Genomic DNA, 13,586 nt, shown 5'->3' on the forward strand with positions numbered 1-13,586 from the left:
TCGCATCCGGGACACGCCCCATGGCCCATCTGACCCTGCGCAAGATCCGCAAGTCCTATGGAAATCTCACCATCCTGGACGACATCGACCTCGACATCCCCTCCGGTGAGCTCGTGGTCTTCGTCGGGCCGTCAGGCTGCGGCAAGTCCACCCTCCTGCGGTCCATCGCGGGCCTCGAAGAGATCACCTCCGGCACGTTCCATCTCGACGGCGAGGCGATGAACGACGTGCCGCCGGCGCAGCGCGGCATCTCGATGGTGTTCCAGTCCTATGCGCTCTATCCGCACATGACCGTCTACGAGAACATGGCCTTCGGCATGCGGATCGCCGGCACCGCCAAGCCCGAGATCGACCGGCGCGTGCGGCAGGCCGCCGAGATCCTGCAGCTGACGGCCTATCTCGGGCGCGTTCCCAAGGCCCTGTCCGGCGGCCAGCGCCAGCGCGTGGCGATCGGGCGGGCCATCGTGCGCGACCCGAAGGTGTTCCTGTTCGACGAGCCCCTGTCCAACCTCGACGCGGCGCTGCGCGTGGCGACCCGGATCGAGATCGCGCGGCTCAAGGAGCAGATGCCGAACACCACCATGATCTACGTCACGCACGACCAGGTCGAGGCGATGACGCTGGCGGACCGCATCGTGGTGCTGCGGGACGGACGCATCGAGCAGATCGGCACGCCGATGGAACTCTACCGCAAGCCGGCGAACCGCTTCGTCGCGCAGTTCATCGGGTCGCCGGCCATGAACATTCTTCCAGCTGTCGCGGAAGGATCCCGCGCGTCGCCCGCCATTCGCGTGGCCGGTGGCGCCGCACCGATAACGTTGCCTTCCCGGCCTCGCCCCGACGGGGTGGCGAGCCTCGGTGTGCGCCCGGAAGACCTGCGGGAAGCGACCGGCGAGGACGCCATTCTCGAGGGCCGGGTCGAGTTCATCGAGCAGCTCGGCGAGGTGCAGCTCGTCCACGTCCAGCTCGGAACGGACACGGGCGGGCGGGTCGTCGCCAAGCTGCCGGGCGATGGCGAGGTTCGGCGCGGCGCGCCCATCCGCCTCGCGGCGGACCCGAAGCGGCTGCATTTCTTCGACGCCGCCGGCCTGTCCGTCTAGGCGCGGCTAGCCGGTCGCTCCATTCGCGCGAAAGAAACCGAGCGCTTCCCGAATGCCGGCCGGGATCGATCCCATGTGGTCGCCCGGCACCACGCGATGTTCGGCGACGAGGTTCGCCGCCCGGGCCCGCGCGACCGTCAGGTCGATCGCGCCGCTCGAGCGGGTTTCGCGGTCGCCGTGCGCCATCAGGACCGGGCAGCGGAAACCGGAGGCGAAGCACACGGCCGACCGCATCTCCACTTCGCGCGGGTCGGCGATGTCGAACGGAACGTCGTCGGCGAAACGCTGGAAGAAGATGCGCGTATCCGGCGAGGGGGAAAGCGCCGCTGCGCCCCGGAAGTCGCCGGCCAGCGCCGCCAGAAGCGTCAGCGTACCGCCGACGCTGTGGCCGCAGACGAAGACACGCTCGGGATCGACGCCCGGCCGCGCGCGAAGCGCCTGCGCCGCGGCGAGCACGTCGTCGGTCTCGTCGTAGAAGGCGGAGAAGTCGCCCGGCTGCCCGTTCTCGCCGCGCATCGTCGGCATCAGCGCGTGATAGCCTGCGGCCACGAAGGGCGCCGCCAGATCCTGCCAGTGCCCATGCCAGATCGCGTTGCCGCCATGAAGCACGAGGACGGACGGCCGGAGCGACGATGCGTCGCCCGGCGGGCTCGCCCAGGCGACGAGCTCACGTCCGGCCGACGAATAGCGCAGCGCTTCGGCGCCGGGCGGCGCGTTCAACGGATCGCCTTCGTCCGGCGCGGGACCGCGACGAAGAAGTTTGGTGCGGAACCCCTCGCGCGCCGTGCGGTAGTCGCTCCCGAGAAGCCGGGGCTCCGGCAGGGGAGCAGGCGCGGGTCCCGGCGTCTGCGCGCGCGCGAGGCGGGCGGTGATGGGTGCCATCGCAAGCATGGCGATGACGGCGCGGCGGTCGAGGAGCATGGGGCGTCTCCGCTGGACGGGAACACCCCTACCCCGCGCCCGGCTCGCGGCGGTTTCGTGGCGAGTGAACCTGCCGCGCGGGCTAGCGCGCCGCGTACTGGTCGTCGGTCACCTTCTCGAGCCATTCCACGGCCGATCCATCCACCGCCTCGGCGACCGCGACGTGCGTCATCGCGGCGGACGGACCCGCGCCATGCCAGTGCTTCACGCCGGGCGGAATCCAGACGACGTCGCCCGGCCGGATCTCCTCGACGGGGCCGCCCTCGCGCTGGATCAGTCCGCTGCCATCGGTGACGATCAGCGTCTGGCCGAGTGGATGGGTATGCCACGCCGTTCGCGCGCCCGGCTGGAAGGTCACCGTCGCGCCGCCGACGCGCGCAGGCTCCTCGGCCTGGAAGCGCGTCGCGACGCTGACCTCGCCGCTGAAATAGGCCTCCGGTCCGGGTGCCGGCGGGTTCGCGGCCGCCTTCGTGATCCTGACGTCCGGATTGGGGGCGGCGGACGCGAGCATGGCGCCGGCGAAGATGGTGGTGGCCAGAAGCAGCATCGAAAGAGCCTTTCGTTCGGGGTCGGTCAGTCGGTTTGCGATGCGGCGGCCGGCCTGTCGTCGAACACGGCCTTGAGGACGGGAACGGCGGACATGGCGTTCGGCCAGCCTGTGTAGAAGGCCAGATGCGTGACGGCTTCCGCCACTTCGTCCCGGGTCATGCCGGCATCCATAGCCCGCCCGAGATGAAACCGCAGCTGCTCGGCCTTGCCCCCTGCGATCAACGCGGCCACGGTCACGAGGCTTCTGTCGCGGGGCGCGAGTTCGGGCCGGAGCCAGAGGTCGGCGAAAAGGACCCGGTCGGTGTAGTCGGCGAGCGCCGGGGTCGTCGGGCGAACGTTGGCATCGACCGAAGCCGCGCGTGCCCGCTCCTGGGCTCCGTCGACCGGCAGCGGTGCGGCGGCAGAGGCGGCAACGGCGTCGCCACCGATGCCGCGTTCCGCGAAGACATCCCGCGCGACCGCGACGGCGGACATGGCGTTAGGCCAGCCCGCGTAGAAGGCCAGATGCGTTATCGTCTCGCCGAGTTCGCTCGGCGTCACGCCGTTGTCGAGCGCCCGCATGAAGTGAGCGCGCATCTGGGCGGCATGGCCACCGGCGACGAGCGCCGAGACGGTCACGAAGCTTCGGTCGCGGGGCGAAAGACCGGGACGCGCCCACACATCGGCGAACAGGAGTTCGTCGGTATAGGCTGCAAGCGGCGGAACCGTCTTGCGAACGATCTCGGGCGCCACGCGCGAAATGTCGCGCCGCTGGTCCTGAGCCGCCGCCGCACCGGCCATGGCGACCATCGCCAGCGTGGTTGCTGCAAGAAGGGTCATCCCGAAACTCCGCTTTGTCTGTGCCGCCCGGCCTGGCAGCCTGGGGACGGGCGGGAGGAGCGTCGCCGAAGCGACGGTCTCCTGGCTCACCGGCACCCGCCAGTATCGAATGCGTTTGGACGCGAGGCGGAAATTAGGGCGGGTTCCTCGGACGAATTAGGCCTGCCGATCTGCTAGCTGTCATAACGCCAGCTCATGAATGCCAAGGGCGGCACCTCGCTCCACAGGAGCCGAGATGCCGCCCGTGCGGGTCGGATCAGAAGCTGTCGGAACCCGGTACGATCGAACCGATGCCGGGCGAGGCCGTGAAGTTGGCCCCCGGCGTGCCGTTGATCACGCTCATCATCGCATCGCGGTCGGCCGTGTCCTCGACGGAGCGGGAGCCGGGAACGAGCGCTCCGCTGGAGGACCGGGCAGTGTTGGGGAAGCCGTAGGTCGCCTGGTCCTGCGCGGCGGTTGCGCTGGCCTTCGAGGCGGTGCCCCGGACCACGGACATGACGGCGGCGCCGTCGCGAGCCCGCTCGTAGGTGTCCGAGCCGGGAACCACGGCGTTGGCGGCGGACATCGTGCCGAAGGAAGCGGCGGCGAGGAGGGTGGCGGCAAGGATGCGGGTCTTGGTCATGGATTTGTCCTCGATGAGGCCTCTGTGGGCCGTTGGATCGGGGAAGTTGGCGATGCGCCGCTTCCCCGTGTTTGACGAGGATCAGACTAGCGAGGGGTTGTCGCAGTGCTGTGCCGGGGACGTCCGAAATTGTCCCAAAAGTGTATCGATCGGTGCAGTCGATCGGAAGCAACGGGTGCTCTTGCGACAAGTTGATACAGTTTTTCGCGGGCCTTTCCAGCACCATGGCATTATAATGGCGCTCGACCCAGCGTTCGGGACTTTCCGATGGACAGCGTAGCCCACATCATCGTCGTCGACGACCACCAGGACATCCGCGACCTCGTCGGCAACTACCTGGAGCAGCAGGGGTACCGGGTGAGCGTCGCGGAGAACGGCGGGGCATTGCGCCGTCTTCTCGAACGCGGACTGCCCGATCTCATCGTGCTCGACATCATGATGCCCGGCGACGACGGGTTGACGATGTGCCGGGAGATCCGCGCGATCGGCGAGACACCGATCATCTTCCTGACCGCGCGGGCCGAGGAAACGGATCGCGTCATCGGGCTGGAACTCGGTGCCGACGACTACCTGACGAAGCCCTTCTCCTCGCGCGAGCTGCTGGCCCGCATCAAGGCGGTGCTGCGCCGGGCGCGGCCGACGGGCGCCCCGCGCGCCGTCCGGCGTCCATCCACCCTGCGCTTCGATCGTTGGACGCTCGACGTCAGCCGCCGCGAGTTGCAGGACGAGGACGGCGTCGGCGTCCCCTTGAGCACCGCCGAGTTCCGCCTCCTCAAGGTGTTCGTGGATCATCCCGGCGCCGTTCTGACGCGCGACCAGCTCCTCGACCTCACCGTCGGGCGCGAGGCGGAGCCCTTCGACCGCGCCATCGACAACCAGGTCAGCCGCCTGCGCAAGAAGGTCGAGAGCGACCCGAAGAACCCGACGATCATCCTGACCCACTGGGGTGGCGGCTACAGCTTCGTGCCCGAGGTGATCGCGCCATGACCGTCGCCGCCGACCGCTCGCAGAAGCGTCCGTCGCGCACCCACCGTCGGTTCGGCGCCGTAGGGCGATGGTTCGTAGTCGCCCGTCGCTGGCGCATTGCTCAGTGGTGGCACAAGAGCCTCGCGATCCAGCTCCTGGCCTCCATGCTGCTCGCCTTCTTCGCGAGCCAGGCGATCTCGCTGGTCATCTCGTGGGACGGCTACAAGAGCGCCGTCCAGACCGCGGTGCGAACCGAACTCCATAGCCGGGCGGCGGCGGTCGCCCGCCTCGTCGAGGTTGCGCCGCCGGAGCTGAAGGGCGATCTCGCGCGCGTCAGCAGCACGGACTACTCGCGCTTCTGGATCTCGGACGGCGCGACACCGGACCTCGACGGCTGGCTCGACGAGGCCTTCGCGCGTTTCCGGGTTCCTCTTCACGACCTCTTCGGCATCAGGGTCGAGAACACCCCGGTCGGCGCGCCGGGGGTGAAGACGATCCTGTCTCCCGAAGCCACGGTCGCGAAGTTCCTTCAAGGGGCCCGGTGGAGCACGCCCGCGGCCGGCGGCGCCGAAGGGGCGGACTTCCCGGCCCGCGCCCGCTACGTCGACTACGCCGACATGGACGGCGCGGGCGTGCTGGTGCCGCTGAGCGATGGACGGACGCTGAACGTCGCCTTCTACAAGCACCTGGCGCCGTCCATCTGGGCGACGCCGCTGCCTCTCACGGTGGCTCTGACGGCCGGGCTCGTGGCGCTCGTAGGCGCCTTCACGGCGCGGCGTATCGCGCGCCCGCTGCGACAGTTGACGACGGCGGCCGAGTCCCTCGGGCGTGGCGAGGCCGGGCCGCCCCTTTGCGAAACCGGACCCGACGACATCCGCCGGACGGCCGAGGCCTTCAACAGGATGCAGGAGCGGTTGCACCGCTTCGTGGAGGACCGGACGCGGATGCTGGCGGCGATCAGCCACGACCTGCGCACGCCGCTGACCACGCTGCGCCTGCGCGCCGAACTGGTCGAGGACCAGAACCTACAGGGACGGATGTTGTCGACGATCGACGAGATGCAGGCGATGGCGGATGCGACGCTGGCCCTCATCCGGCAGGAGACGACGGCGGAAGCGACACGAACGATCGATCTGTGCGCGCTGATCGGAAGCACGTGCGAGGATCTGGCCGAGCTCGGATACGATGTGACCTTTGAGGCTTGCGATCGCCTGCCCTATCGCTGCCGCCCGGACGGCTTGCGTCGCGCCGTGCGCAATCTGGTCGAGAACGCCGCCCGCTACGCAGGCAAGGCGCATGTGCGCCTCGTCGCCGCCCGCACGAGCGTCGAGATCGTGGTGGACGACGACGGGCCGGGCATCCCGGCCGACAAGCTCGACGAGGTCTTCGCGCCCTTCTACCGCCTGGAAGGATCGCGCTCTCGCGAGACCGGCGGCGCCGGGCTCGGCCTGTCGATCGCCCGCGCCATCGCGCGCCAGCACGGCGGCGACATCACCCTGCGCCCCCGCTCGCCGGGCCTCTCCGCCGCGGTGACGCTCCCGGTCTGACCGCCATTCTCCGAACGTGCGACTGCGCGTCCATGCGCCACGCGAGCCGGAACTCGTCGGCTCTCCTTAGGGCCCGCTGCGTCCGTGGGGACGTCGTCTCGTCCGAGCATCCCGCGAGCGCGGCGAGCTTCGTGCGTCCATGATCCCCGCTCGGACCGCGCGTCGACCACGCCGATGCCGCAGTCCAGCAATCACGGGGGGTCCGGCAGCCCGGAACGACGCGATGGGTCAATGCGACCGGGCGCCCAGGACGAAATCGAAGAGCAGCTTCACGTTCAGGAGCGCGATGGCCACGGCGATCAATAAGGCGACACCCGACAGCCAGCGCGGGGCCACCAACTCGCCCATCTTGCGACGGTCCATGGTGAACATGACCAGCGGGAACACCGCGAACGAGAGCTGGAGGCTGAGGACGACCTGCGTGAGGATCAGGAGCCGGGCGGTGCCCGCGTCCCCGAACCAGATCGTCACGGACGCGGCGGGCACGATGGCGATGACGCGCGTGATGAGGCGCCGGAGCCACGGCGCGAGCTTGATGTCGAGGAAGCCCTCCATCACGATCTGTCCGGCGAGCGTCGCGGTGACGGTCGAGTTGATGCCGCAGCACAGGAGGGCGATGCCGAAGAGCGTCGGCGCGACGGCGGCCCCGAGGATCGGGGCGAGCAGGCTGTGGGCCTCGCCGAGTTCGGCGATCCCCGTGCGCCCGGTGGTGTGGAAGGCCCCGGCCGCGAGGATCAGGATCGACGCGTTGACGAGGAGCGCGAAGCAGAGCGCGACGGTGGAGTCGATGGTCGCGAAGCGCAGCGCCTGGCTCTTCTCCGGCAGGCTCGAGCCGTAGTCGCGCGTCTGCACGATACCCGAATGGAGGTAGAGGTTGTGCGGCATCACGGTCGCACCGAGGATACCCAACGCGAGATACAACATCTCGGGGTTCGAAACGATCTCGGTGGTCGGCGCGAAGCCCCGGATCACATCACCCCAGTTCGGGTCGACCATGGCGATCTGGACGGCGAAGCACACCGCGATGACGCCGAGGAGCGCCACGATCAGCGCTTCCACCCAGCGAAAGCCGAGCCTCTGGAGCCATAGGATCAGGAACACGTCGATGGCAGTGATGAGGACGCCGATCTCGAGAGGGATCCCGAACAGAAGGTTGAGGCCGATGGCCGTGCCGATCACCTCGGCGATGTCGGTGGCGACGATCGCGATCTCGGCGAGGAACCAGAGCGGCAGCGCGACGAAGCTCGGATAGGCGTCGCGGCAAGCCTGCGCGAGGTCGCGACCGCTCGCGATCGCAAGCCGGGCGCAGAGCGACTGGAGGACGATTGCCATGACGTTCGACAGGAGCGCGACGAAGAGGAGGGTGTAGCCGAAGGCCGACCCCCCGGCGATCGACGTCGCCCAGTTGCCGGGATCCATGTAGCCGACGGCGACGAGGTAGCCGGGTCCGAGGAAAGCCGCCGCCTTGCGCCAGGGCGGGGCGTTCCGGTCGACGCGGACGGTGCGGTGGACGTCGAGGAGCGACCCGTCACCACGGTCCCGCTTCCACCCGGCATCGTCCACGCCTTCGTTCGCACCGGTCATCGTTCCGCGCCTCGCTCCGAGATCGCATAGATTTGTTTCACGGCACAGGGTTTGTCCAGTGACAAACTTTGTACCCGAGGCCGCAGAATGCTAGCGTTCGCGGCATGGACGGGATCAGGCGATGACGGTTGATGGAAACGAACCCGGGACGGCCCCCATCGCCGCGCGGTTCGAACGCGTGCGCAAGGCGAACCAGTCCGAGCTGTCGGAGGACTACGTCGAGATGATCGACGACCTGATCGGCGAGTTCGGGGAAGCGCGGGCGACGGACCTCGCGGAGCGCTTCGGCGTGTCCCCGGGCACCGTCGCGCGCGCCGTGCAGCGCCTGGCCCGCGACGGGCTCGTGGAGTCCAAACCCTACCGGGCGATCTTCCTGACGGCAGAGGGCAAGGAGCTCGCCGAGCGAGCCAGGGCACGTCACCGCCTGGTCGTCGACTTCCTGGTCGCGGTCGGCGTCGCACCGCACGCGGCCGAGATGGATGCCGAGGGGATCGAGCACCACGTCGGAAAGGACACGCTGGACGCCTTCCGCAGGTTCCTGTCGCGCTGACGGTGGCGCGTCGGTCAGCGCTCGGCGTCGGCGGGGTCGTCGACCAGGGCTTCCGGCCGGCTGACCTGCACCGCGGTCATCGACGTCTTCACCGCGAGTTCCTTGGTGCCCAGCCGCTTCAGCATGTCGCGGAACTGCGGGTGCATGCCACCGTCGACGTAGGCCATCGGCATGCCCGCGCGGCCTTCCGACAACAACGACTGGAGCAGCTTGTCGTCACGTTCGCGCTTGGCGGCAACCTCGGGCGCGACACGCGCCTCCAGCGGCGGACAGGACGCCGCCGGATCCAGCGGCTGGCCGTCCTTGCGGCGGGAGTCGAACACGTACCGCCCGCCGCAGGCGGCGACGTCGGGCTCCTTCCGCGTCACCTCGAAGATGTCGTAGCCGAGCTTGAGGTTTCGCCAGAACGCGATGTTCGGGTCGCTCCGGTGGCGCGCCATCTGCGCGGCCGTCATCCGGAACGGGAAGGACTGGACCTGGAAGTCGCCCTGGCCGATCGAGAACGCCCTCTCCGCCTCGGCGTACACCTCGCCGACGCCCTCGTCGGTCATGGCGAAGCATCCCGACGACGAGCAGGCGCCGTGCACCATCAGCGAGTCGCCCGTGTAGCCGAGCGACTTCTCCAGGGGGTTCGGGTAGCCGAGGTTGAAGGAGCGATGGTACTTCGAGTTCGGGTTCATCAGCGCCCGGGTGACCCGGTAGAAGCCCTCGGGCGCCTGGCGGTCGCCGTTCGTCTTCTTCGGGCCGAGCTTGCCGGACCAGCGGCAGAGGGGGTGGGTCTTGTGGAGGGCGTAGCGCCCGTCCGCGCCGAGCTTCCAGACCTCGAGCTCGCTCTCCTCCTTGAAGATGCGGACCAGGATCGACCCCTGCGGACGGGCCTTCGCCTCGGCATAGGCCGTCGGCACGAGGTCCTTGTACGTCTCGTCCGACATCGACATGCAGCCGCCCGCAGACGCGAGACCGAGAAGGGCGACCGCCAGCGCGGCTCGGCGCGTGGCGGTGCGGGCGCGGTGTCGTGCGGGAAGGTGCATCTCGTTCCGAGGGTTGGACGTGGCAGGTTTCAGTCCATCATCGACGGTCGGGCTGTCGCGGGGATGACCCGGAGGGCGCAACCGTCGCGGCCGCCAAGAGACGCCTCGATCCGGCGGAAGTGAGGCGACCGCAGCCGCCGGTTCTCAATGCGTCTCGTGCAGGCACTCGCCGTGATCGCCGAGAACCTCGATCACCCGGCACTCGGCGACGGAGTGGTTCGAACAATCCGTCATCCGCGCGACCTCGGCCCGCAGCGCCGTCAGCCGGGCGATCTTGTGATCGATGTCGGCAAGGTGAGCGGCCGCGATCCGGTCGGCGCTCTCGCAGGGGCGGTCCGGCTCCCCGGCCAGCGCCAGGAGTTCGCGGATCGGCTCGATCTCGAAGCCGAGCTCGCGGGCATGCCGGATGAAGCGCAGACGCCGCAGGTCGCGCGCGTCGTAGAGGCGGCGGTTGCCCTCCGTCCTCGGCGGGGCGGCCAGGAGGCCGATCTGCTCGTAGTAGCGGATCGTCGGCACCTTGATCCCGCTCGCGCGCGACGCCTCACCGATCGGAACGCCTGCCGTCATTTTTCCGCTTGCTCCTCTAGCCACTAGAGGAGGTAGCCCTCTCCCGGCAACGATGCAAGGAGAGCGCCATGATCGCCACGACGGGCGAGAGCCGCTTCCGGGTCACGGGCATGGACTGTGCGGCCTGCGGCAACAAGGTGGATACCGCGATCCGACGGCTGCCGGGCGTGGAGGACGTCACGGTCTCGGTGACGACGGGGGTGGTGAAGATCCGCCACGCGGACGGCTTCGACGCGGCAGTCGTGACGCGGCAGGTCCGGAACCTCGGCTACGGCGCCGAGGCGGCGAACGGGACGGCGATAGCGACCGTCGCCACCCCGACCGGACAGCACGAGCATGCAGGCCATACGCACGACGAACCGGCGGAAGCGGGTCTACCCTGGTGGCGCACGAAGAAGGCGAAGCTGACGGCGACCTGCGGCGCGGCATTGCTCGCGGCCTACGTCCTCGGGCACCTCGCACCCTCGCTGGAGCGTCCGGCCTTCCTCGCCGCACTCGCCGTCGGTCTCGTTCCCGTCGCCTGGCGCGCGGTCACGACTGCGCGGTTCGGCACCCCGTTCTCGATCGAGACGCTGATGACGATCGCCGCCGTCGGCGCCGTCTTCATCGGGGCCGAGGAGGAGGCTGCGGCCGTCGTGCTCCTGTTCCTCGTCGGCGAGATGCTGGAGGGACTGGCGGCGAGCCGTGCCCGGGCGAGCATCCAGGGCCTGTCCTCCCTCGTGCCGAAGACGGCGCTCGTCGAGTTGGACGGACAGACGACCGAGGTGCCTGCGGAGAGCCTTGCGGTCGGCGCCACCATCCTCGTGCGCCCCGGCGACCGCATCCCGGCCGACGGCACGGTCGTCGAGGGATCGGGCGAGGTCGACGAGGCGCCGGTGACGGGCGAGAGCGTGCCGAAGCGCAAGGCGGTCGGCGACCCGGTGTTCGCCGGCACGGTCAACGCGGGCTCGGTGCTCAGGGTGCGCGTCACCGCGGCGGCCGCCGACAACACGATCGCCCGGGTCGTCCGCCTCGTGGAGGAGGCACAGGAATCGAAGTCGCCGACCGAGCGCTTCATCGACCGCTTCTCCAAAATCTACACGCCCGCCGTCCTCGTGGTCGGCTTCCTCGTCGCCGTGGTGCCGCCGCTGGCACTCGGGGCGGACTGGAGCGAGTGGATCTACAAGGGCCTCGCGATCCTCCTGATCGGCTGCCCCTGCGCGCTCGTCATCTCGACGCCCGCCGCCATCGCGGCCGGCCTGTCGGCGGGCGCGCGGCGCGGCCTCCTGATGAAGGGCGGCGTCGTGCTGGAGACCCTTGGACGGGTCACCGCCATCGCCTTCGATAAGACGGGAACGCTGACGGCGGGCAAGCCCGTGGTGACCGACGTGGTCGCGGTCGGTCGCCCGGCACGGGACGTCCTGTCGCTCGCGGCCGCGCTGGAGAAGGGGTCGAGCCATCCGCTGGCGCTCGCGATCCTCGAGAAGGCGAAGACAGACAAGGCTCCGGTGCCGCCAGCCTTCGACGCCAACGCCGTCCCCGGTGAGGGCGTCGAGGGCAAGGTCGGCGGCGATGCCGTGTTCCTCGGGTCGCCGCAGGCCGCAGGGCGCCGCGCTCCCCTTGGCGACGAGCAGACGGCTGCGATCGCCGCGCTGAACGCGGAAGGAAAGACCGTGTCCGTCGTGCTCGCGCGCGACGGGGTCGCGGGCTACATCGCCATGCGCGACGAGGCGCGCCCGGACGCGCGGGAGGCGGTAACCTCCCTGAAGGCGGACGGCATCCGCACCCTCATGCTGACGGGCGACAACCGCACGACCGCCGAGGCGGTGGCAAACGGCCTCGGCATCGAGGCGCGCGCGGAACTCCTGCCGCAAGACAAGCAGCGCATCGTACGCGAACTTCAGGCCGAGGGGCTCGTCGTCGCCAAGGTCGGCGACGGCATCAACGACGCGCCCGCGCTGGCGGCGGCCGACATCGGCATCGCCATGGGCGGCGGCACGGACGTGGCGCTGGAGACGGCGGACGCGGCGGCGCTGCACGGACGGGTCCGCGACGTTCCGGACATGATCGCGCTATCCAAGGCGACCATGGGCAACATCCGGGCGAACATCGCGATCGCCCTCGGCCTGAAGGCAGTGTTCCTCGTGACCACCATCCTCGGCATCACGGGCCTCTGGCCGGCGATCCTCGCCGACACGGGCGCGACCGTCCTCGTCACCGCCAACGCCATGCGGCTCCTCGCCTGGAAGCCGCGGTGACCGCCGCGGTCGGGGACCCCCTCCGCTTCGGCCCGGCGATCGTCCTTGCCGTCATCGTGGCCTGGCTCGTGCTCGCCACCTACCGGACGTCCCGGGAGATCGGCGGGAGGGCCTACGGCTTCGGCATGAGCATCCGGCAGACGCTGGCCCGCGTCCTGTTCGCCGCTGCCGTCGTCGGCGGCCTCGTCGCCCTCGGGCTCCATGCTGCGGGAAGCGCGTCGGCCGCGTTCGCACCGCTCGCGGGAGAGGCCTCCGCCATCCGTCTGGCCGGGCTGGCGCTGGCCGTCGCGGGGCAGGTTCTGACGGTCGTGGCCCGGAGCGAGATGGGCTGTCGCTGGCGGGTCGGTATCCCCGACGAGGCGCCCGACGCCCTGGTCACGACGGGTTTATTTGGCCTCAGCCGCAACCCTGTGTTCCTCGGGATGCTCGCGATGGCAGCGGGCCTTGCGGTCGCCGTTCCGTCCCTGGCTGTCATCGCCTGCGCGCTCGCCTTCTGGATCGCCTGCGAGGTGCAGGTGCGAGACGAGGAGCGCTTTCTCGAACGCTCGTTCGGCCCGGCCTACACCGCATACCGAAGCGCCGTCCGGCGCTGGATCTGACGACTTCGAAAAAGGATGAACCCATGAGACCCGCATGGTCGGTGCAACTTGCCGCCATCACCGTTGGTGTCGCCCTCCTTGGTCCGGCTTCCGCGCACGAATTCAAGGCCGGCGACCTCACGATCGAACATCCCTTGTCGCGTCCGACACCGCCGATGGCAAAGGTCGGCGTCGGATACGTCTCGATCCGCAACGACGGGACGGAGGCCGACCGACTGATCGGCGGTTCGGCGACGGTCGCCGGGCGCTTCGAGATCCACGCCTCGACCGTGGAGGACGGGGTCGCGCGCATGCGCCGCGTCGACGACGGGATCGCAGTGGAGGCGGGCGCAACCGTGAAGCTCGCCTCGGGCGGAGCCCACGTCATGCTGCTCGACCTCAAGGAGCCGATCGTGAAGGGGCAGTCGTTCGACGGCACCCTCGTGTTCGAGCGCGCCGGAACCGTCCCGGTCCGTTTCTCGGTCGAGGGCTTCGGCGCCGCTGCGGCTGCCCCT

General features: G+C 69.7%; 13 protein-coding genes and 1 pseudogene. 7 read left to right on the forward strand and 7 right to left on the reverse strand.

Annotated features, from left to right (window positions below):
- The first annotated feature begins 20 nt into the window (after nt 1-20).
- The gene (locus tag AUL34_RS01000; RefSeq protein WP_061929830.1) at nt 21-1,100 is read left to right on the forward strand and encodes an ABC transporter ATP-binding protein; all 1,080 of its coding nucleotides are present in this window, start codon (nt 21-23) and stop codon (nt 1,098-1,100) included.
- Between the two features lie 6 nt (nt 1,101-1,106).
- On the opposite strand, the gene AUL34_RS01005 is transcribed toward AUL34_RS01000, so the two are convergent.
- The 4 genes from AUL34_RS01005 to AUL34_RS01020 form a co-directional block, all read right to left on the reverse strand.
- Nucleotides 1,107-2,021, reverse strand: a complete 915-nt coding sequence (locus AUL34_RS01005) for a S9 family peptidase (protein WP_061929833.1) — start codon at nt 2,019-2,021, stop codon at nt 1,107-1,109.
- Between the two features lie 82 nt (nt 2,022-2,103).
- Nucleotides 2,104-2,568 (reverse strand): cupin domain-containing protein, encoded by a 465-nt coding sequence (locus tag AUL34_RS01010; RefSeq protein ID WP_061929836.1) that lies wholly within the window; start codon nt 2,566-2,568, stop codon nt 2,104-2,106.
- A 26-nt stretch (nt 2,569-2,594) separates the two neighbouring features.
- Nucleotides 2,595-3,389 carry a carboxymuconolactone decarboxylase family protein gene (locus AUL34_RS01015; protein WP_061929839.1) on the reverse strand — a complete coding sequence of 265 codons (795 nt, stop codon included), beginning with the start codon at nt 3,387-3,389 and terminating at the stop codon, nt 2,595-2,597.
- 256 nt (nt 3,390-3,645) lie between these two features.
- On the reverse strand, nt 3,646-4,011 hold the full coding sequence (locus tag AUL34_RS01020; protein ID WP_061929842.1) for a hypothetical protein: 366 nt from the start codon (nt 4,009-4,011) through the stop codon (nt 3,646-3,648).
- A 267-nt stretch (nt 4,012-4,278) separates the two neighbouring features.
- On the opposite strand from AUL34_RS01020, the gene AUL34_RS01025 reads away from it, so the two are divergent.
- A complete protein-coding gene (locus AUL34_RS01025) occupies nt 4,279-4,998 on the forward strand; it encodes a response regulator (protein ID WP_061929845.1) in 720 nt (239 codons plus the stop codon).
- Complete coding sequence (locus AUL34_RS01030) at nt 4,995-6,524, forward strand: ATP-binding protein (protein WP_082653058.1); 1,530 nt, start codon at nt 4,995-4,997, stop codon at nt 6,522-6,524. The genes AUL34_RS01025 and AUL34_RS01030 overlap by 4 nt, the downstream gene beginning before the upstream one ends.
- A 228-nt stretch (nt 6,525-6,752) precedes the next feature.
- On the opposite strand, the gene AUL34_RS01035 is transcribed toward AUL34_RS01030, so the two are convergent.
- Nucleotides 6,753-8,108 carry an Nramp family divalent metal transporter gene (locus AUL34_RS01035; RefSeq protein WP_061929848.1) on the reverse strand — a complete coding sequence of 452 codons (1,356 nt, stop codon included), beginning with the start codon at nt 8,106-8,108 and terminating at the stop codon, nt 6,753-6,755.
- A gap of 121 nt (nt 8,109-8,229) precedes the next feature.
- Between AUL34_RS01035 and mntR the strand changes: the two genes are divergently transcribed.
- Complete coding sequence (gene mntR / locus AUL34_RS01040) at nt 8,230-8,658, forward strand: manganese-binding transcriptional regulator MntR (RefSeq protein WP_061929851.1); 429 nt, start codon at nt 8,230-8,232, stop codon at nt 8,656-8,658.
- A gap of 14 nt (nt 8,659-8,672) precedes the next feature.
- Here mntR and AUL34_RS01045 read toward each other — a convergent pair whose 3' ends face one another.
- Both AUL34_RS01045 and AUL34_RS01050 read right to left on the reverse strand, forming a co-directional pair.
- The gene (locus tag AUL34_RS01045; protein WP_061929854.1) at nt 8,673-9,689 is read right to left on the reverse strand and encodes a murein L,D-transpeptidase family protein; all 1,017 of its coding nucleotides are present in this window, start codon (nt 9,687-9,689) and stop codon (nt 8,673-8,675) included.
- A gap of 144 nt (nt 9,690-9,833) precedes the next feature.
- Nucleotides 9,834-10,256 (reverse strand): helix-turn-helix domain-containing protein, encoded by a 423-nt coding sequence (locus AUL34_RS01050; RefSeq protein ID WP_061929857.1) that lies wholly within the window; start codon nt 10,254-10,256, stop codon nt 9,834-9,836.
- Nucleotides 10,257-10,324: 68 nt separating this feature from the next.
- On the opposite strand from AUL34_RS01050, the gene AUL34_RS01055 reads away from it, so the two are divergent.
- The 3 genes and pseudogenes from AUL34_RS01055 to AUL34_RS22975 all read left to right on the forward strand — a co-directional run.
- Nucleotides 10,325-12,493 carry a heavy metal translocating P-type ATPase gene (locus AUL34_RS01055; protein WP_061929860.1) on the forward strand — a complete coding sequence of 723 codons (2,169 nt, stop codon included), beginning with the start codon at nt 10,325-10,327 and terminating at the stop codon, nt 12,491-12,493.
- Nucleotides 12,490-13,092, forward strand: a complete 603-nt coding sequence (locus AUL34_RS01060; protein WP_061929863.1) for an isoprenylcysteine carboxylmethyltransferase family protein — start codon at nt 12,490-12,492, stop codon at nt 13,090-13,092. Before AUL34_RS01055 ends, AUL34_RS01060 begins: the two co-directional genes overlap by 4 nt.
- Nucleotides 13,093-13,115: 23 nt before the next feature.
- Nucleotides 13,116-13,532, forward strand: a pseudogene (locus AUL34_RS22975) (copper chaperone PCu(A)C); the annotation flags it as partial.
- Nucleotides 13,533-13,586: the final 54 nt, after the last annotated feature.

Source organism: Aureimonas sp. AU22 (assembly GCF_001463745.1).
Classification (GTDB): Bacteria; Pseudomonadota; Alphaproteobacteria; order Rhizobiales; family Rhizobiaceae; genus Aureimonas.